The organism is Pelomonas dachongensis (assembly GCF_043555865.1).
GTDB classification, from domain to species: domain Bacteria; phylum Pseudomonadota; class Gammaproteobacteria; order Burkholderiales; family Burkholderiaceae_C; genus Pelomonas; species Pelomonas dachongensis.
Window position 1 is genome coordinate 59766 of the sequence record NZ_JBIGHY010000003.1, and the last position, 18341, is coordinate 78106.

Annotated in this window: 17 protein-coding genes; 15 read left to right on the forward strand and 2 right to left on the reverse strand. The window is 70.3% G+C overall.

Annotated features, from left to right (window positions below; all coding sequences use genetic code 11):
* Positions 1 to 5: 5 nt before the first annotated feature.
* Positions 6 to 1529 carry an acetaldehyde dehydrogenase ExaC gene (exaC, locus tag ACG02S_RS09515; protein WP_394470213.1) on the reverse strand — a complete coding sequence of 508 codons (1524 nt, stop codon included), beginning with the start codon at positions 1527 to 1529 and terminating at the stop codon, positions 6 to 8.
* 283 nt (positions 1530 to 1812) lie between these two features.
* On the opposite strand from exaC, the gene ACG02S_RS09520 reads away from it, so the two are divergent.
* The 8 genes from ACG02S_RS09520 to infA all read left to right on the forward strand — a co-directional run bounded on the left by ACG02S_RS09520 (position 1813) and on the right by infA (position 9797).
* On the forward strand, positions 1813 to 3744 hold the full coding sequence (locus ACG02S_RS09520; protein WP_394470214.1) for a sigma-54-dependent Fis family transcriptional regulator: 1932 nt from the start codon (positions 1813 to 1815) through the stop codon (positions 3742 to 3744).
* Positions 3745 to 4060: 316 nt separating this feature from the next.
* Complete coding sequence (locus ACG02S_RS09525) at positions 4061 to 4726, forward strand: type 1 glutamine amidotransferase domain-containing protein (RefSeq protein WP_394470215.1); 666 nt, start codon at positions 4061 to 4063, stop codon at positions 4724 to 4726.
* A gap of 167 nt (positions 4727 to 4893) precedes the next feature.
* Positions 4894 to 6168 (forward strand): phospholipase D-like domain-containing protein, encoded by a 1275-nt coding sequence (locus tag ACG02S_RS09530; RefSeq protein WP_394470216.1) that lies wholly within the window; start codon positions 4894 to 4896, stop codon positions 6166 to 6168.
* A gap of 41 nt (positions 6169 to 6209) precedes the next feature.
* Entirely contained in the window at positions 6210 to 7097 is an 888-nt protein-coding gene (locus ACG02S_RS09535) for an alpha/beta hydrolase (RefSeq protein WP_394470217.1), read from the forward strand.
* Between the two features lie 288 nt (positions 7098 to 7385).
* Positions 7386 to 8702 carry an MFS transporter gene (locus tag ACG02S_RS09540; RefSeq protein ID WP_394470218.1) on the forward strand — a complete coding sequence of 439 codons (1317 nt, stop codon included), beginning with the start codon at positions 7386 to 7388 and terminating at the stop codon, positions 8700 to 8702.
* A gap of 249 nt (positions 8703 to 8951) precedes the next feature.
* A complete protein-coding gene (locus ACG02S_RS09545) occupies positions 8952 to 9164 on the forward strand; it encodes a cold-shock protein (protein ID WP_394470219.1) in 213 nt (70 codons plus the stop codon).
* A 77-nt stretch (positions 9165 to 9241) separates the two neighbouring features.
* Positions 9242 to 9460 (forward strand): hypothetical protein, encoded by a 219-nt coding sequence (locus ACG02S_RS09550; RefSeq protein WP_394470220.1) that lies wholly within the window; start codon positions 9242 to 9244, stop codon positions 9458 to 9460.
* 88 nt (positions 9461 to 9548) lie between these two features.
* Positions 9549 to 9797, forward strand: coding sequence for a translation initiation factor IF-1 (infA, locus tag ACG02S_RS09555; protein WP_394470221.1), 249 nt, complete (start codon positions 9549 to 9551; stop codon positions 9795 to 9797).
* 74 nt (positions 9798 to 9871) lie between these two features.
* Here the strand turns inward: infA and dmeF are convergent, their stop codons facing one another.
* Positions 9872 to 10813, reverse strand: a complete 942-nt coding sequence (dmeF, locus tag ACG02S_RS09560; protein WP_394470222.1) for a CDF family Co(II)/Ni(II) efflux transporter DmeF — start codon at positions 10811 to 10813, stop codon at positions 9872 to 9874.
* A gap of 158 nt (positions 10814 to 10971) precedes the next feature.
* On the opposite strand from dmeF, the gene ACG02S_RS09565 reads away from it, so the two are divergent.
* From ACG02S_RS09565 to ACG02S_RS09595, 7 genes are all read left to right on the forward strand, one after another.
* The gene (locus tag ACG02S_RS09565; protein ID WP_394470223.1) at positions 10972 to 11655 is read left to right on the forward strand and encodes a DUF3348 family protein; all 684 of its coding nucleotides are present in this window, start codon (positions 10972 to 10974) and stop codon (positions 11653 to 11655) included.
* A complete protein-coding gene (locus tag ACG02S_RS09570; protein ID WP_394470224.1) occupies positions 11652 to 14234 on the forward strand; it encodes a hypothetical protein in 2583 nt (860 codons plus the stop codon). The genes ACG02S_RS09565 and ACG02S_RS09570 overlap by 4 nt, the downstream gene beginning before the upstream one ends.
* On the forward strand, positions 14227 to 14874 hold the full coding sequence (locus tag ACG02S_RS09575) for an OmpA family protein (RefSeq protein WP_394470225.1): 648 nt from the start codon (positions 14227 to 14229) through the stop codon (positions 14872 to 14874). Before ACG02S_RS09570 ends, ACG02S_RS09575 begins: the two co-directional genes overlap by 8 nt.
* Complete coding sequence (locus ACG02S_RS09580) at positions 14871 to 15410, forward strand: DUF2894 domain-containing protein (protein ID WP_394470226.1); 540 nt, start codon at positions 14871 to 14873, stop codon at positions 15408 to 15410. The genes ACG02S_RS09575 and ACG02S_RS09580 overlap by 4 nt, the downstream gene beginning before the upstream one ends.
* 280 nt (positions 15411 to 15690) lie before the next feature.
* Entirely contained in the window at positions 15691 to 16527 is an 837-nt protein-coding gene (locus ACG02S_RS09585; RefSeq protein WP_394470227.1) for a pectate lyase, read from the forward strand.
* Positions 16527 to 17315, forward strand: coding sequence for a hypothetical protein (locus ACG02S_RS09590; RefSeq protein WP_394470228.1), 789 nt, complete (start codon positions 16527 to 16529; stop codon positions 17313 to 17315). Before ACG02S_RS09585 ends, ACG02S_RS09590 begins: the two co-directional genes overlap by 1 nt.
* Before the next feature lie 100 nt (positions 17316 to 17415).
* On the forward strand, positions 17416 to 18339 hold the full coding sequence (locus ACG02S_RS09595; protein WP_394470229.1) for an N-acetylmuramoyl-L-alanine amidase: 924 nt from the start codon (positions 17416 to 17418) through the stop codon (positions 18337 to 18339).
* The last annotated feature ends 2 nt before the right edge of the window (positions 18340 to 18341 follow it).

The following is an 18341-nucleotide window of genomic DNA, read 5'->3' on the forward strand; positions in this document are numbered from 1 at the left end:
AGTACTCAGAAGAACCCGAGCGCGTTCGGCGAGTAGCTGACCAGCAGGTTCTTCGTCTGCTGGTAATGGTCCAGCATGCCCTTGTGCGTCTCGCGGCCGATGCCGGACTCCTTGTAGCCGCCGAAGGCCGCATGTGCCGGGTAGGCGTGATAGCAATTGGTCCACACCCGGCCGGCCTGGATGGCGCGGCCCAGCCGGTAGGCACGGCTGCCGTCGCGCGTCCACACGCCGGCGCCCAGGCCGTACGGCGTGTCGTTGGCGATCTGCAGCGCCTCGGCCTCGGTCTTGAAGGTGGTCACAGCCAGCACGGGGCCGAAGATCTCCTCGCGGAAGATGCGCATCTGGTTGTGGCCCTGGAACAGCGTCGGCTGGATGTAGTAGCCGCCCGCCAGGTCGCCGCCCAGCTGCGCGCGTCCGCCGCCGATCAACACCTTGGCGCCCTCCTCCTTGCCCAGTGCCAGGTAGGTCTCGATCTTGTCCATCTGCATGGCCGAGGCCTGGGCGCCCATCATGGTCTCGGTGTCCAGCGGGTTGCCCTGCTTGATGGCCGCCACCCGCTTGATGGCGCGCGCCATGAACTTGTCGAAGATGTTTTCCTGGATCAGCGCGCGGCTCGGGCAGGTGCAGACCTCGCCCTGGTTGAACGCGAACAGCACCAGGCCCTCGATCGCCTTGTCGAGGAAGGCGTCGTCCTCGGCCATCACGTCGTCGAAGAACAGGTTGGGGCTTTTGCCGCCCAGCTCCAGCGTGGCCGGGATCAGGTTGGCCGCCGCCGCCTGCGCGATCTGCCGGCCCGTCGCCGTGCTGCCTGTGAAAGCGATCTTGCCAATGCGCTTGCTGGTGGCCAGCGGCATGCCGGCCTCCTTGCCGTAGCCGTTGACGATGTTCAGCACGCCCGGCGGCAGCAGGTCCGCGATCAGCTCCGCGAACAGCAGGATGCCGATGGGCGTGCTCTCGGCCGGCTTCAGCACCACGCAGTTGCCGGCGCCCAGGGCGGGCGCCACCTTCCACGCCGCCATCAGCAGCGGGAAGTTCCACGGGATGATCTGGCCGACAACGCCCAGCGGCTCGTGAAAGTGATAGGCGATGGTGTTGCCATCGATCTCGCTGAGCGCGCCCTCCTGCGCCCGCACGCAGCCGGCGAAGTAGCGGAAGTGGTCCACAGCCAGCGGCACGTCCGCATTCAGCGTCTCGCGGATCGGCTTGCCGTTGTCCACCGTCTCGGCGTAGGCCAGCAGTTCCAGGTTCTGCTCGATGCGGTCGGCGATCTTCAGCAGCACATTGGCCCGCTCGGCCGGCGGCGTGGCGCCCCAGCCGGCGGCGGCGGCATGGGCGGCGTCCAGCGCCAGCTCCACGTCGCGGGCGCCTGAGCGCGCGGCCTGCGTGTAGACCTTGCCGTTGATCGGCGAGATCACGTCGAAATACTGGCCCTCGACCGGCGGCTGGAACTTGCCGCCGATGAAGTTGTCGTAGCGGGGCTTGTAGGCAATCTTGGCGCCAGCGGCGCCGGGGGCGGCGTAAACGGTCATGGGCTTGTCTCCGAAACGGTTGGATGCCCGGCGTTGAACGGCCGGGTCGCCTCGGCAAGCGCAATGCGCATGCCAGCGCCGCTTGCAACGACAGCGGCCCATGCAGCGCCGAAACACCGCACCGCCGCGCCGGCCACTGTCACAAAACGGAACAGGCTGCCCGGCGCGGCGCGCCGTTCCGGCACAGCTGGGGCGCAAAGCCGCCAAGCGCTTGACGCGGCGCGCTGTCAGGCTACTGTCCGCCGCAGAGCCTTCAATACGAGGCCGCCAGGAGACCTGCCGCATGTCCGCACCCACCCCGCCCGAGCGCATCCGCCTGGCCCGCCGCCAGTGGCTGGACACCGGCACCGTCGCCAGTGGCCTGATTGCCGGCCCGCTGCAGGCCAGCTGGGCGCGCTGCCGCGATTTCGGCCTCGCGCCAGAGGGCCGCCCGCAAGGCGCACCCCACGCCAGCGCCGCCCAGCTGGCCCGCGCGCTGGAGCACCGCCACGCGCTGATGGCCCACGCCCGGCCGGTGATGGCCTTCCTGAACCAGCAGGTCCAGGGCAGCGACAGCCTCGTGCTGCTGGCCGACGCCCACGGCCTGCTGCTGCACGCTGCCGGCGACGATGCCCACTTTGCCGACCGCGCCGCCCGCGTCGCGCTGCGCCCCGGCGCCGTGTGGAGCGAGCAATGGCGCGGCACCAACGCCATCGGCACCGCGCTGGCCGAGGGTGCCCCGGTCGTCGTGCACGCCGGCGAGCACTACCTGGCGCGCAACGGCTTCCTCACCTGCGCCGCCGCGCCCATTGCCGACCCCGCCGGCACGCTGCTCGGCGTGCTCGACATCTCCGGCGACCGCCGCGGCTACCACCGCCACACGCTCGCCCTGGCCCGCAGCGGCGCGCGGATGATCGAGCACCAGCTCTTCCTGGACCGCTTCCGCGCCGGCCTGCACCTGCGCCTGCACGCCCAGGTGGAGGGGCTGGGCACCGTCACCGAAGGCCTGCTCGCACTCAGCGAAGACGGCTGGGTCACCGGCGCCAACACCGCCGCGCTGGAACTGCTGGGCCTCACGCGACCGGACATCGGCGCCGCCACCGTGGAGCGCGTGCTGGGGCTGGATGTACGCGCACTGCTGTCGCTCGGCACCGCACCGCGCGCGCTGCCAGGGGGTGCCGGCGCCGCCCCGCTGTGGCTGCAGCTGGAGCCCGGCCAGACGCTGCGACGCAGCCCCCTCGCGCCCGTGGCACGCCCGGCACCCGTGCGCTGCACCACCGACGCCGCCTGGCGCCCGCAGGACGCGCTCTCCGCGCTGGACACCGGCGACGCCGCCTTGCGTGCGCTGCTGGCCCGCACCCGCAAGCTGCTGGAAAAGCCGGCCATCCCGCTGCTGCTGCAAGGCGAAAGCGGCACCGGCAAGGAGCTGCTGGCCAAGGCCATCCACACCAGCAGCGCGCGGCGCGACAAACTGTTCGTGGCCGTCAACTGCGCGGCGCTGCCCGAGACGCTGATCGAAGCCGAACTCTTCGGCTATTGCCCCGGCGCCTTCACCGGCGCCAACCGCCATGGCGCGCCAGGGAGGATTCGCGAAGCCCACGGCGGCACGCTGTTCCTGGACGAGATCGGCGACATGCCGCTGGCGATGCAGGCCCGGCTGCTGCGGGTTTTGCAGGACCGCCAGGTCACGCCGCTGGGCGGCGGCGCGGCGGTGGCCGTTGACTTCCGCCTGATCTGCGCCACCCACCACCGCCTGAAGGACGAAGTCGCCGCCGGCCGCTTCCGCGAAGACCTGTACTACCGCCTCAACGGCCTGACGCTGAGCCTACCGCCGCTGCGCGAGCGGTCGGACTTGGACGAGCTGGTCGCCCGCCTGCTGAAGGCCGAAGCGCCGGAGCGGGCGCTGCGGGTCGATGACGAGGTGATGGGCTTGTTCAGCCGCTACCGCTGGCCGGGGAATGTGCGGCAGCTGGCGAACGTGGTGAGGACGGGGGTGGCGTTGCTGGACGACGGCGAGGACGTGGTGACGGCGGCGCTGGTGGGTGACGAGGTGCGTGACGCGCCGGAGGCTGCCAGCCTTGAGCCAGCGTCAGCGGCGCCGCTGAGCGGCGAGCTGCGGCAACTGGCCGAGGCCCACATTCGCGAAATGCTGGCGGCTGTGGGCGGCAACGTGTCCGAGGCGGCGCGGCGGCTGGGGGTCAGTAGGAATACGTTGTACAGGCGGTTGCGCGGGTAGCACTCGACGTGGGAAATTAGATTTGACCTGAACCGCTTCGGAAATGGCCGACGTGCCGCGTCGCCGCGAGGAGGCGCTGCAGTGGAGCCGGTCCTGGTGCACACCGCCTTGGGGGCGCCCGACGGCACGACGCCGCGTTGGCCGAACTGCTGGCGATGGATCTGGTGCTCTGCCGCCTGCTGGTGATGGGCGACTTTCCTGTGGCACGCCTCCGCCTGCGGTATCAGGCATATGGATGTCCACGGTGGCATTTCCACCTACACGCCTTTGGCGGCCAGCTGCCTAGATTTGCGGTTTGCCACGTTGAAAGCCAGCTATGCACGCCCTTTTCGTCACCACCAGCGCCACCCAACTCGCGCCCGATCATCCGACTGGCCTGTGGCTGGAGGAGTTCGCGGTGCCCTACCAGGCGGCCATCGAGGCCGGCATCACCGTGACGGTCGCCTCGCCCCAGGGTGGCGTGGTGCCGCTGGACCCGAAGACCGAACCAGACGACAAACAGCGCGAGCAGTGGGCGCAGGCCCTGGCCGCGCTGCAGCACAGCGTGACGCTGGCGTCAGTGCAGAACGAGTACTTCGACGCGGTGTTCATCCCTGGCGGCCACGGCCCCATGGTGGACCTGGCCACGGACACGACGCTGCACGCGCTGGTGGCGCGTCACGATGCGGCCGGTAAGGTGATCGCGGCGGTCTGCCACGGCCCGGCCGCGCTGGTGCAGGCCCGGCGTGCCGATGGCCAGCCCTTCTTCCAGGGCCGCCGCGCGACGGGCTTCACCAATGCCGAGGAGTTTCTGGCACGGTTGAAGGATGTCGTGCCCTTCCTGCTGGAAGACGAGATGAAGGCCAGCGGCGCCGACTTCCATTCCGCGCTGCTGCCGATGCTCAGCCACGTCGAGCAGGACGGGCACCTCATCACCGGCCAGAACCCGAGTTCGAGCGAAGCCGTGGCCAAGGCCCTGGTGGCGGCGCTGGCGGCACGCTGAGCCGGTGCCGGGGGCGTGCCCGGCCGGCAGCACGCCGGCAGCACACCGGTTGCAGCCGGCGAGGACGCGGCACCGGCCTACGCGGGCCGGGCGGCGCACTGCCTAGCATCGCTGCGCCCCCAACCGCACGTCAGCAGCAAGCACTGCGCAATCTCATGAAGGTGTCCATGTCATCCCACGCGGTCGTGATCCTGGCCACCGTCGCCGCGACGCTGGTCGTGGTGCTGCTGTTCCAGAACCTGTGGACGGCCGAGAAGAAGATTGACGTGCAGCTGCCCAAGCTCTACGAGACGGACGACGCGGAGTTCCGTCGCTCGTTGAGCGCGCTGCTGGGGCCGCCGCTGCTGGAAGGCAACCAGGTGGAGACGCTGCTCAACGGCGACCGGATCTTCCCGTCCATGCTGGCGGCCATTCGCTCGGCGCAGCACACCGTCAACTTCGAGACTTACATCTACTGGTCGGGCAGCATCGGGCGCGAGTTCGTCGACGCCCTGACCGAGCGCGCCCGGGCGGGTGTGAAGGTGCATGTACTGCTGGACTGGGTCGGTAGCCTCAAGATCGACGACGGGATGCTTGAAGAGATGAAGGCCGCTGGTGTGGCCTGCGAGCGGTTCCACGAGCCGCACTGGAGCCACTGGGGCCGCCTGAACAACCGCACGCACCGCAAGCTGCTGGTGGTGGACGGCCGGGTGGGCTTCACGGGCGGGGTGGGCATCGCCGACCAATGGCGCGGCGACGCGCGCCATGCGGGCGAATGGCGCGACACACACTTCCGCGTGACGGGCCCCGTGGTGGCGCAGATGCAGTCGGTGTTCCTGGACAACTGGATGCGGGCCACCGGCGAGGTGCTGCACGGCGAAGCCTACTTTCCGGCATTGCAGCCCACGGGCCCGTATGCGGCGCAGATGTTCAGCAGCTCGCCCAGCGGCGGCAGCGAGAGCATGCACCTGATGTACCTGCTGGCCATCACGGCAGCGCGCAAGACGATCGACCTGGCCAACTCGTACTTCGTCCCGGACGACCTGACCATCCGCACGCTGATCGATGCCGCCCGCCGCGGCGTGAAGGTCCGCGTGCTGACGCCAAGCGGTCACATCGACTCCGAGACCGTGCGCAAGGCCTCGCGCAGCACCTGGGGCCCGATGCTGGAAGCCGGTATCGAGTTCGCGGAGTACGCGCCGACGATGTTTCATGTGAAGGGGCTGGTGGTGGACGGCGTGTTCTCGTCGGTGGGGTCCACCAATTTCGACAACCGCTCGTTCCGGCTCAATGACGAGGCCAACCTGAACGTGCTGAACGCGGAGTTCGGCAAACAGCAGCAGGCGGTGTTCGAGGCCGACTGGGCCCGGGCACAGCGCATCACGCTGCAGGCCTGGCGCGACCGCCCGCTGTCGGAACGGGCGTGGGAAACGCTGGCGCGGACGCTGCGCGCGCAGCTTTGAGCGCGGCAGATCCAATATCGCCGCCGCTGCGTACCAAGCCCATGACCGTCAGATCCTGCCTCGCGCTACTCGCCGCCCTGCTCGTGACCGGTTACCTGACCGGATGTTCGGCAACGGGGCCGCTGAACGCGCTCGCCCCCAGCGCCACGCACACCCGCACGGTCGGCACCGCCTACGGGCCCGGCCCGCGGCAGCAGCTGGACGTCTACCGCCCCACGCGCGCTGCGCCTGCGGGGGGCTGGCCGGTGGTGGTGTTCTTCTATGGCGGCTCGTGGAACCAGGGCGAGCGGGGCGACTACGCGTTTGTCGGCGAAGCGTTGGCCTCACGCGGCGTGCTGACGCTGGTGGCCGACTACCGCCTGTACCCCGAGGTGCGCTACCCGGACTTTCTGCGCGACAGCGCCGCGGCGCTGGCCTGGGGCCTGACGCATGCCGGCTCGCTGGGCGGCAACCCCCGGCGCGTGTTCGTCATGGGGCATAGCGCGGGCGGCTACAACGCAGCCATGCTGGCGCTGGACTCGCGCTGGCTGGCGCCCCAGGGCCACAAGGCCCAGGAGTTGGCCGGCTTCATCGGGCTGGCGGGCGCGTACAACTTCCTGCCCACCGACAACCCGGACGTGCAGCCGGTGTTCTTCCACCCGCGCTACCCCGAAGGGACGCAACCGTTGCAGCACGCCGGCGTGGGGGCGCCGCCGAGCTTCCTGGGTGCGGCGGTCAAGGACACGCTCGTCGACCCGCAGCAGAACTCCGCCGCGCTGGCCACCCGGCTGCAGGCTGCCGGCGTGCCGGTCACGCTGAAGTTCTACGACCGCGTCGGCCACGCCTCGCTGATCGGCGCGTTCGGCGCGCCGCTGCGCTGGCTGGCACCGGTGCTGGACGACGTGGCCGCGTTCATCGACCAGACCCCTCCCACCGCGCCGCCCCGCTGACGCGGCCCTAGCCGCCAGGCCACTGGAGTTGGCGCTGCCGAACTTCGGCAGCGCGGTGGGGCGCCGCCCAGAAGCAAGCCCCACGCACCCCTGGCGTAACCCTGATGAGCGACGCCCGGTTTCACCTCTAGCATGCCGGCACGCTGACCACGACCGCCTCCCGGCGCCGTGGCGACGCGCCTCCCAAGGCCCACGGTCGACTCGAAATGACAACGCTGTCCAACCAGACTTCCGTCGTGACGATTCGTTGAGCTTTGGGCCAGAAAAGTTTCAGCCGATTTCAACCGCATGAGCACGAAACCCCTCCGCATCCGCAACCCCTGGGCCTGGGTGCCGTCGTCCTATCTCGCCGAAGGCATCCCGTTCGCCATGGTCATCTGGGTGGCCGGCACGATGTTCAAGGACCTGGGCCACAGTGATGGCGAGATCACGCTGGCCACGGCCAGCATCGGCATCGCGTGGTCGCTGAAGCCGCTGTGGGCCGCCTTCCTGGACATGTTCAAGACGAAGAAGTTCTTCGTGCTGTGGATGGAAGTGGTCATGGCGCTGCTGCTGTGCGGCATTGCGGTCGCGCTGCCGCTGCCCAACTACTTCCAGATCACCATCGCCCTGCTGTGGGTGATGGCGTTCGCGTCCGCGACGCAGGACATCTGCGTGGACGGGGTCTACATCACCGCGCTGGATGCCAAGGGCCAGGCCAAGTACATCGGCGTGCAGGGCGTATTCTGGAACGTAGGCCGGCTGTTCGGCACCGCACTGGTGGTGTGGTTCGCGGGTTCGCTCAAGGAAGACCACCGCCTGAGCAACACCGAGGCCTGGCAGTGGGCGATGGGCCTCTCGGCCGCGACGATGCTGCTGCTGGCGCTTTACCACCGCTTCATGCTGCCCACGGGCAGCGTGGGCGATCGGCCGGTGAGCGTCAAGGCGGCCTTCGGCAACTTCTGGGAAGCGATCGTCGACTTTTTCAAGAAGGACAGCATCTGGGGCATGCTGATGTTTGTCTTCCTGTATCGCAGCTCCGAAGGCCTGCTGCTGCAGCTGGCGCCGCTGTTCCTGCAGGCACCGGTCGAAGCCGGTGGCGTGGGCCTGTCGCTCAAGGACAAAGGCCTGATCGACGGCACCATCGCCACGGTGGTGAGCCTGTCGGCGGGCCTGCTGGGCGGCATGTTCCTGTCCAAGTTCGGCCTGAACCGCCGCACCCTCGTGTTCATGGCGCTGTGCCTGAATATCCCGCACTTGTGCTTCGTGGTGCTGTCGCAGCTGGCGGGCCCGGGCCACTCGCTGTCGTTCTGGACAGTGGCGACGCTGGTGACCGTGGAGAAGTTCGGCTACAGCTTCGGCTTCGTGGCCAACATGCTGTACATGATGCAGCAGATCTCCCCGGGTCGATTCCACATGACCCACTATGCGTTCGCCAACTCCATCATGAACCTGACGCTGGTGCCTACGCAGATGATCTCGGGCCCGCTGGCCGACGCCGTCGGCTACAAGACCTACTTCATCGTCGTGATGTTCGCGGCCATTCCATCGGTGCTGGGGGCCATGTTCGCGCCGTTCCCGCGCAAGCCGGACAACGGTCCGCCGCAGGCGCCGGGCCGGCACTGAAAACGACTGTCCGTGAAGTGCGCCCACCCGCCTGGATGACTGGTGCGCGCTTCGCGTGTAAAATCCATCCCAGATTCGCGCAAGGCCGTTTTCTCAAGGTCTTATCTGCAGCCCCGCTGGCCACCCCCTGGCCCTTCTTGCGAGCGGCTCGCTTCAGCAACTCCCGGTGAGTGTTCTTGAGTGTTTCTGCCTCTGCACAGCATGTCGCTGGCGGAGTTCTCTTCAATTTCAAATCCAAAAGGAAACACCATGACAACTGAAATCGGCACCGTGAAGTGGTTCGACGACGGCAAGGGCTTCGGCTTCATCACGCCTGACAGCGGCGGCAAGGACCTGTTCGCCCACCACAGCGAAATCAAGAACAGCGGCGGCTTCCGCTCGCTGGCTGAAGGCGCGAAGGTGGAGTTCGAGACCAAGCAAGGCCCCAAGGGTCTGCAGGCTTCGAACATCCGCTCGCTTTGAGCGACCCTGGGCGTCGCACGGCGCCCACAAGGCAGCGGCGGCCTGACGGCCGCCGCCGCAACATTCAGAAGAAGAACATGAACAAGAACAACAATATCGAAGTGGGACGGTATGTCGTCTCCCCCATGACTCAAGCTCGCGATGGTGGCGGTTTCGACGCCCTCGTCTCGATCCGGTCCGGCCAGGGCATGGCCAGCGTGGACCGCGTGATGCAATTCACGCCGCGTTTTCAGAGCCAGACGGCAGCCTTGCGCTACGCCCGGACTGAAGGCCTGGCCTGGGCGCATTGCCACTGACCCCGCGCGGCTGTCGCAGGCCGCATCTGTCGCCGGCACGGCCACGTGCCCGGCGTCCCGCCCAACTTATCGAAACGGAGCCCCACACTTGGCCAAGGAAGAACTGATCGAAATGCATGGCGTAGTCGACGAGATCCTGCCGGACTCGCGCTTTCGCGTGACGCTGACGAACGGCCACAAGGTCATCGCCTACACCGGCGGCAAGATGCGCAAGCATCACATCCGCATCCTGGCCGGCGACAACGTGTCGCTGGAAATGTCGCCCTACGACCTGAGCAAGGGCCGCATCACGTTCCGCCACCTGGCCAACCGCGGCCCGGGCCCGAACTCGCGTTGATGATTTGAGGCCCGCCGCCGGCGGGTCACGAACGCCATACGCCAGGGTCACTCCAGACCCTGGGGTGCGTGGCTTCAAGCCTCGCAGCGCTGGATCTCGACAGTGGTGTGCACGATCTCGTCGTGCACGGACAGCCATTCACGCACGCGGGCCGGCGTCAGGCCGGGGTCATGCGTGACCAGGCCCAGCGCACAGGCATAGCTGGCCCGACCCACACGCCAGACATGCAGGTCGGAGATGACCGTTTCACTGGCTGCGCCGTGCGCCGCGATGACCTCGCGGATCTCGTCGACGACGGGATGGTCCATCTCGCGATCCAGCAGCACCACAGCGGTATCGCGGATCAGGCCCCTGGCCCAAACCGCCACGACGGCGGCGCCCACGATGCCCATGACCGGGTCCAGCCAGATCCAACCCAACCACCAGCCGCCGGCCAGCGCCGCGATGGCCGCGACTGACGTGGCCGCGTCGGCCACCACGTGCAAGTAGGCGGACTTGAGGTTGAGGTCGTGGTGGTGCCCGTGGCCCTGCGAATGGCCATGATCGTGGTCGTGGTCGTGATGTGCGTCTCCCAGGATCAGCGCACAGACGAGGTTGACGACCAGCCCCAGCACCGCGACCGTCAACGCTTCCGGATAGTGGATGGCCTCAGGCTTCAGCAACCGCTCGACCGAGCCCCAGACCATCAGCGCGACCACCCCCAGCAGGAAGATAGCGCTGGCAAAGCCCCCCAGCACCTCGATCTTCCAGGTGCCGAACGCAAAGCGCGTGTCGCCAGCATGCCGGCGCGCGGCGGCGTAAGCCGCGACGCTGAGGCCAATGGCGACGGCATGACTGCTCATGTGCAGACCGTCGGCCAGCAGGGCCATGGAGTTGTAGTACCAGCCCGCGGCGATCTCGATGAGCATCATCGCGGCGGTGATCCACAGCACGCGTCGCGTGCCGCGCTCGCCGGCCGCGTTGCCGCTGTCAAAAACATGCGCGTGCCGCCATGCGGCGAGGTCGTGGGTGTGCATGGGATGGCCGAACTGCGGGGGACACGGCATTCTGCGCCGCTCGCATGCCCCCACCACCCGGGCGGCCATCGCCGCGGGCGCCCCACGGGCGCTGCATCGCGGCCTCACTAAAATCTCGCCCTTTTTGCTCGCGCGACGCCGCGACGCCGCGCCTGCCTGTGACACCGCCTGCCATTTCCACCACCGACCCGCTGCCGCGCCTGCTGCTGCAGTGGGGCATCGCGCCCGCACCCGCGGCGGCGCCGGTGGCTGCGCGCCTGGGCGCGGGGTTGGGCTGGGCCGATGCGATCGGGCTGTCGCAGGTGCTGGCGACGGCACCCGGCAGCGCTGCCGACGCCGCTACGCGGCGCGAGGCGCTGGACTGGGCGCTTGCCGCGCTGGAGCGGCTGCGCGCGGACCTCGCCGCCGGCTTCGACGACGCGCTGCTGTCGCGCGACGCGGACGACGTGGCGCCCGACAACCTGCCACTGGCCGACCTGCTGGCGCCGTTTCGGCTGCACCACGCACAGCAGCAGCGCGCGATGGCCGCGCGCGTCGCCACGCTGCGCGACCGCCTGCGGCCCCGGCTGGCCGAGGTGTCGGGCGAACTGGCGCGGCTGGCGCAACTGGACGCCGTGCTGGAGCGCGCGATGGCTGGGGCTGAGCGGCAGGCGCTGGCCGGCCTGCCGGCGCTGCTGACCAAGCGTGCCGAGACCCACCAAGCCGTAGACCCGCGCCGCTGGCGCGCTCGCTTTTGGGCCGACCTGCAGCGCCTGCTGCGCGCCGAGCTGGACCTGAGACTTCAACCGGTGCTGGGCCTCATAGAGCCCCTTGAGGCCTTGCACCCGACCGGATCCCGATGAACCGTTTCCTGAACGCCCTGTACCCCCTCGCGCTGGCCGCCGGTCTTGCCGGCATCGCCGGCGCCGGGTTGGCCGCCGCGCGCCATCACCCGGTGGCATTGGCGATGACGCTGCTGATCGCCGCTTTCTTCGCCGTCGGCGTGTGGGAGCTGACGGCCTTCCGCCGCGCCAGCCGCGAACTGGGCACGGCGCTGGCGGGCGACGCCGGTGACGGCTGGATCGCGCGCGTGCCCGCCGCTTTGCGCGCGACCGTACAGCAACGCCTGGACGGCTTGCGCGTGGCGCTGCCGGGGCTGGCGCTGGCGCCGGCACTGGCCGGGCTGCTGGTGCTGCTGGGCATGCTGGGCACCTTCATCGGCCTGGTGCTGACACTGAGCAGCACCGCCACGGCGTTGGGCGCGTCGGCCGATCTGGCCGCACTGCGCACGGCGCTCGGCGCGCCGGTGCAGGGCCTGGGCCTGGCGTTCAGCGCCAGCGTGGCCGGCGTGACCGGCTCGGCCATGCTGGGCCTGATGGTGGCACTGGCCCGCCGCGAGCGCGCGGCCACGGTCGCGCAGTTGGACACCGCGCTGCTGGGCCCGTTGCGCCCGCTGACGGCCGCGCACCGTCGCGAGACCGCGCAGCAGGCCGCCGACGCCGCCGCGGCCGAAACGGCTCGCAGCCACCAGCTGCAGCTGGTCGATCAGCTGCAGCAGTTTGCGCAGCGCATGGCCGACCAGCTCGCCGCGCAGAACGAGCGCTTCCACGGCGAGACCAGCAAGGCCTACACGACGCTGGCGAACAACGTCGACGCGACACTGCGCACCAGCCTGGCTGAGGCCGCGCGCCTGGCCGGCGCGGCCATCCAGCCCGCCGCCGAGGCCGCCATGGCCGGCATCGCACGCGAGGCCGCCGCACTGCACGAGCGCGTGGGCACGCAGGTGGCCGATCAGCTGGGCGCACTGGGCAGCCGCTTCGAGGACGGGGCCGCGCGCCTCGCGCAGCAGCATGAAGCCGCCGCGCAGGCGCAGGCCGCCGGCCTGGCACAGCAACGCGAAGCCGCGCTGCGTTTGCTGGCCGACACCGGCACCGCGACGCAGCAGGCCGTGGATCGGCTCGCCGAACGCGGGGCCGCCGAGGCGCAGGCGCTGCTGGCCGCGCTGAACGACGCTGCTGCGCGCCAGCAGGCGGCACTGGCCGAGGCCGAGGCCGAGCGCGCGGCCACGCTGCAAGGCCAGGTCGAGGCGCTGGCCGAACAACGCAGCGCCGCGCAGCAGGCCGTGGCGCAGACGGCGGCGCAGTTCGCCGCGCAGACGCAGGCGCTGCTGGACCGCGTTGCCGCCGCACACGCCGCCCAGCAGGCCGCGCAAGCCGAGCAGGACGAACAACGCCGCGCCGAGGCACGCGCCGACACCGAGGTACTCGCCGAGCATCGCAGGGCCAACGAGCAGCTGCTGGCCGCCCAGCGCGAGGCCGCGCAGCAACTGCTTGCCGACAGCGGCGCGCGAGCGCAGGACGCGCTGACCGCGCTGACCACCGGCTTCGCGACACAGACCCAGGACCTGCTGGACCGCATCGCCGAGACGCAGACCCGCCATGCGGCGCTGCAGGCCGACATCGACGCACAGCGCCGTGCCGAGGCACGCGCCGAAGCGCAGGCCATCGCCGAGCAGCGTGAGGCCAACGAGCAGCTGCTCGCCGCGCAGCGCGAAGCCGCGCAGCAGTTGCTGGCCACCAGCGGCCAGCGCGCGCAGGACGCACTGGCCGAGCTGAGTGCCAGCTTCACCGCGCAGACGCAGGCCGCCATCGGCGCGATGGCCGAGGCCCATGGCCAGCTGCAGTCGGCGCACGCCGCTCACGACGCAGAGCGCCTGGCCGCCTGGCGCGCCGAGCTGCACACGGCCGGCAGCACGCAGCTGGCGCAGCAGCAGCACCTGGCCGACGGGCTGCTGGCGCACACGCGCGAACTGGTCGCGCAGGCCCAGGCGCACTCGCAGTCGACGCTGGCCGAGGCTGGCGCGCTGCTGCAGGCCGCCGGCGAGGCGCCGCGCGCCGCCGTCGAAGTGGTCGCCGCCCTGCGCGAGCAGTTGGCGCAGAGCCAGGCCCAGGACCGCGCCGCGCTGGCCGAGCGCGCGGAGCTGATGCAGACCGTGTCCACGCTGCTGGCTTCGCTGCAGCAGGCGGCCGGCGAGCAGCGGGCGGCCATCGAGGCGCTGGTCGGCAGCGCGGCGTCGCAGGTCGGCACGCTGGTGGACAGCTCGGCCGCTCAGCTGGAGGCGCTGGGCCAGCGCTTCACGGCCCAGGCCGACACCACCGGGCAGACGCTGTCGGACGCCGCCACCATGCTGGCCGCCAGCGCCGCCGACATCGCCAGCCTGGGCGAAGGCTTTGGCGCCGCGGTGGAGCAGTTCCAGGGCGCGAACGCGCAGCTGGTGCAGCACCTGGCCGCGCTGGAGGAGCGTCTGGCGAGTGCCATGACGCGCAGCGACGAGCAGCTGGGCTATTACGTGGCGCAGGCGCGGGAGGTCATCGACCTGTGCCTGGGCTCCCAGAAGCAGGTGCTGGACGCGCTGCAAAACACGGCGGCTGCAAATGGATGAGCCGCTGGAGATGGAACAGGAAGGCGTCGGGGCGCCTGCCTGGGCGGCGTTCGGCGACCTGATGGCCGGCGTGCTGGGCGCCTTCGTGCTGGTGCTGGCCGCCGCACTGGTGGGCCAGCTTGACCTGGCCAACCAGCTGAAGGCCGAGGTCGAGCAGCGCCAGGCCGAGCAGGCGCGCCGCGAGGCGCTGGAGCGCGCGCTGGCCGGCCCGCTGGCGGATGGCCGCATCACGCTGGTGGAGGGCCGCATCGGCATCAGCGGCGCAGTGCTGTTCGCGACCGGCTCGGACCAGTTGCATGCCGACGGCCGCGCGCTGATCCAGAGCCTGGCCACGCCGCTGCGCACCTACCTCGCGCAGCGCGACGAGATCCTGATGGTCAGCGGCTTCACCGATGACCGCGCGCTGGTGAAGGGCATGTCCTTCGCCGACAACTGGGAGTTATCCGCCCAGCGCGCGCTGAACGTGGCAAGGGCGCTGATGGCCGAGGGCCTGCCGCCGGACGTGGTGTTCGCAGCCGCCTTCGGGCCGCAGCAGCCGGTCGCGTCCAACGACGACGCGGCCGGCCGCGCGCTGAACCGGCGTGTGGAGATCGCGCCCACGCCGCGGCCGCGGCGCGCGGTGGCGGCGCCCGCCCCATGAACGCCACGGCGATGGGCGATCCCGTCGCCTGGGCCGAGGCCCAGCCGGCCGACGCGGTACGCCGCCGCGTGCTGCAGGCGCTGGCCCGCCGCGCCGCCGCGCAGCCGCCCGGCGCGCTGCGCGAGCAGTTGATCGACCGGCTGCAGCAGCGCTCGGCCGTGCTGCCGGTGCCGCTGCCCTGCCCCCGCATTGCGCGCACGGCCAGCCCGTTGACCGCCTTGCTGGAAGACCTTCAGGCCCATGCGGGCCCCGAGTTGCGCCACGTGCAAGCACACCAACGCACCTGGAGCCAACTGCGCGTGGCGCGGCGCATGGCCGAGGTCAGCGCGCCGGTGCCCGATCACCTGGGACCGCTGAACAGCCAGGTGCTGGTGGCACGCGCCCTGCAGCAGCTGCAGGCGCTGGCGCCCAATTACCTGCAGCGCCTGCTGACCCAGCTCGACGCGCTGGCTGCGCTCGCACCGCTGCAGGCTGCCGCCGAGGCGGAGAAGCCGGCCCGCCAGGCCGCGAAGAAGGCCGCGCCGCGCCGCCGCTGAAACCCGCCCTCGGGTTTCAGCTTACCGACCGACCCGAACCCGGAAGCAGGCTCAGGGAAATCCCAATTGGAACGGTGTTCCAGATATACGAAATTCTGTTTCGTTCGGTGCAATACACCGTTTTGGATACCTCGACCGTCAATGACTGACGGGCCGGAGCCGCCGTTCAACTCCCCCGCCTTGCCCTTGCCCGTCGGAGCCCTTCCAGGACTCTTGCGCTGACGCCCCCTGCGGCCGAATACCGGCTGCTGATCGCAACAGCAAAGACTGGAGACAAGCAATGAACGGATCTCTGATGGCCCGCCGCCTGTGGCGCGGCTTCCTGGCTCTGGCGCTCGTGGCCGCCGCCGGCAGCGCCGCTGCCGCGCCCGGTGTGCGCACGGTGCCGGCCTGCACAAAGGTCAACATCAGCGCCACCATCGACGTGCCCGCCGGCACGACGTGGGACGGCGTGGCCAAGTACGGCAAGTGGGTCTGCCTGGTGGGCACCGCGTCCAACATGAAGGGCACGCAGAGCGAGAGCCAGGTGCCGATGTTCAAGCTGAACAACGGCTCGACGGTGAAGAACGTCGTCATCGGCGACGGCTCGCTTGGCAGCGGCACCAACCTCGCCGCCGGCGGCGCCGACGGCGTGCACTGCTACGGCGTCTGCAACATCACCAACGTCTACTGGGCCGACGTCGGCGAAGACGGCGCCACCGTGCGCAAGCTCAGCGGCGTGACCAGCAAGCTGACCATCAGCGGCGGCGCGGCCTTCAAGGCGGCCGACAAGCTGTTCCAGCACAACAGCGACGGCACCCTGGTGATCCAGGATTTCTACGCCAACAACATCGGCAAGCTGGTTCGCTCCTGCGGCAACTGCTCCACGCAGTACGCGCGCAAGGTCACGGTGAACGGCGTGCGCCTGGGCACGGTGAACTCGTCCGGCGTGGGCGTCAACAGCAGCTACGACAGCAAGTCGGGCATCGCCGGCCAGTACGACGTGGCGACCATCACCGACTTGGTCTACAGCGGCTCCAAGCCCAAGTGCGAGGCCTACGTCGGCACCGGCTCGGGCAGCGAGCCGAAGAAGGACACCAGCAGCAGCAACATCGCGCGCGCCTGCGTGTTCAAGTGATGAAGGGCCGGCCGCTTGCCTGGCTGCTGGCGGCGGCCGCCGGCCTGGGGGCCCTGGCCACCGGGTCGGTGCCCGACGCACCGGCCCCGCAAGCCCCGCCCCTGGACTTACGCACGCCCAGCCCGGTGCTGCAGATGATGGGGCTGGCCGCCCCCACAGCCGCCGACGCCCCACCCCCTGCACTGGATGAACAGCGGCTGACCGGCTGGAGCGATCCGCGCCAGCACGCCGACGCCGTGCTGGCCCTGCAGCGCGCGCCTATGGATGCCGAAACCCGCGAGCAGCAACTGCAGCAGGTGCTGGCCCGGTGGGCCGAGACCGCGCCGGAACAGGCTGCGCGCTGGGCGTTGACCACGCCCGGTCAGGGCGCGCTGCTGGCGCCGCTGCACGACCGTTGGCTGCAGCACGACGCGCGCTCGGCCACCGTCTTCGCCCGCAGCCTGCCGGCCGGTGAACAGCGCCAGGCCTTGCTGGACGAAAGCCTGGCCCGCTGGACCGCGCAGGACGGCCAGTCCGCGCGCGACTGGCTGCGCTCGTACGCGCCGCAGCCCGAACTGGACGAAGCCATCGCCCGCCACGCCAGCGCCGACGAGCTGGCCCGCCACTCACCGGCCGAAGCCATGGACCTGGTGGCCCGCATCGCCGCGCCCGAGCGCCGCTGGCAAGCCTGGCAGGCGCTGGCGCGAAACCTGCACGACATCGCGCCCGAGCAAGCGGCAGCGCTGCTGGCCCAGGCGCCGGGCCTGTGGCCGCAGGAGCGCGCACGGCTGTTGGAAGGGCTGCGCTAGCCGCCCCATCACCTGCGCTCATACCCGCATGGCCGACCCGCATGGCCGCTGCGGGCCGGCCCCGAGACGGGGAGGCGGTGTGCGCTGCAACAATCCGGGCATGACCACTGTCGCCCGCGTCCTCGCCCCCTGCCTGGCACTGCTGCTCAGCGCCTGCGCCAGCGTGCCCACGCCCACACCGGCGCAGCCTGTGGCCGGCAGCGCACCCCCGCCACTGATCACGCCCGCCGGCACCATCCGCCCGCCACAGATCGACCGCAGCCACACCTCGCAGAACCAGGACAGCCGCAGCCTGTTCATCGTGCTGCACTACACGGTGCTGGATTGGGAGAAGTCGCTGAAGGTGCTGACCACCGGCGGCCAGGTGTCCAGCCACTACCTGGTGCGCGACAACCCGGCCATCAGCTACCTGCTGGTCGACGAGAACCGCCGCAGCTGGCATGCGGGCGCCAGCTTCTGGGGCGGGCACAGCAACCTGAACTCATCGTCCATCGGCATCGAGATCGTCAACGCCGGCTACGTGGACGGCCCCGCCGGTCGCGTCTACGCGCCGTTCCCGCAGGCCCAGGTGGATGAGGTCATCGCGCTGGTGCGCGACATCCAGAAGCGCCACAACGTGCGGCCCGAACGCATCATCGGTCACGCCGACATCGCGCCCGGCCGCAAGCAGGACCCCGGCCCCAACTTCCCGTGGAAGCAGCTGGCCGACGCCGGCCTGATCCCGTGGCCGGACGGCCCCACGGTGCTGGTGAAGACGCTGGAGCACGAGGTGGCGCCGCGCGACGTGGCCTGGCTGCAGGAGCGCCTGGCGCGCATCGGCTACAACGTGTCGCGCACGGGGCAGATGGACCCGCTGACCAAGAACGTCGTCTCGACCTTCCAGATGAAGTACCGCCCGCGCGACATTTCCGGCACGGTGGACGCCGAGACGGCTGCGCTGATCGAGGTGGCGGCGACGCCCGCCACGATGCGCGTGAGCGGCGCGAGCGAGGGCGAAACCCGCCCCTACACGTCGCGCTGGTAAGT

Bases quoted from the DNA above. Each gene is read 5' to 3' on its own strand.
- ACG02S_RS09590 (WP_394470228.1), top strand. From the start codon at position 16,527: ATGAAGGGCCGGCCGCTTGCCTGGCTGCTGGCGGCGGCCGCCGGCCTG.
- exaC (WP_394470213.1), bottom strand. From the start codon at position 1,529: ATGACCGTTTACGCCGCCCCCGGCGCCGCTGGCGCCAAGATTGCCTAC.
- ACG02S_RS09585 (WP_394470227.1), top strand. From the start codon at position 15,691: ATGAACGGATCTCTGATGGCCCGCCGCCTGTGGCGCGGCTTCCTGGCT.
- dmeF (WP_394470222.1), bottom strand. From the start codon at position 10,813: ATGCACACCCACGACCTCGCCGCATGGCGGCACGCGCATGTTTTTGAC.
- ACG02S_RS09580 (WP_394470226.1), top strand. From the start codon at position 14,871: ATGAACGCCACGGCGATGGGCGATCCCGTCGCCTGGGCCGAGGCCCAG.
- ACG02S_RS09595 (WP_394470229.1), top strand. From the start codon at position 17,416: ATGACCACTGTCGCCCGCGTCCTCGCCCCCTGCCTGGCACTGCTGCTC.
- ACG02S_RS09535 (WP_394470217.1), top strand. From the start codon at position 6,210: ATGACCGTCAGATCCTGCCTCGCGCTACTCGCCGCCCTGCTCGTGACC.
- ACG02S_RS09570 (WP_394470224.1), top strand. From the start codon at position 11,652: ATGAACCGTTTCCTGAACGCCCTGTACCCCCTCGCGCTGGCCGCCGGT.
- ACG02S_RS09545 (WP_394470219.1), top strand. From the start codon at position 8,952: ATGACAACTGAAATCGGCACCGTGAAGTGGTTCGACGACGGCAAGGGC.
- ACG02S_RS09550 (WP_394470220.1), top strand. From the start codon at position 9,242: ATGAACAAGAACAACAATATCGAAGTGGGACGGTATGTCGTCTCCCCC.
- ACG02S_RS09540 (WP_394470218.1), top strand. From the start codon at position 7,386: ATGAGCACGAAACCCCTCCGCATCCGCAACCCCTGGGCCTGGGTGCCG.
- ACG02S_RS09525 (WP_394470215.1), top strand. From the start codon at position 4,061: ATGCACGCCCTTTTCGTCACCACCAGCGCCACCCAACTCGCGCCCGAT.
- ACG02S_RS09575 (WP_394470225.1), top strand. From the start codon at position 14,227: ATGGATGAGCCGCTGGAGATGGAACAGGAAGGCGTCGGGGCGCCTGCC.
- ACG02S_RS09520 (WP_394470214.1), top strand. From the start codon at position 1,813: ATGTCCGCACCCACCCCGCCCGAGCGCATCCGCCTGGCCCGCCGCCAG.
- ACG02S_RS09530 (WP_394470216.1), top strand. From the start codon at position 4,894: ATGTCATCCCACGCGGTCGTGATCCTGGCCACCGTCGCCGCGACGCTG.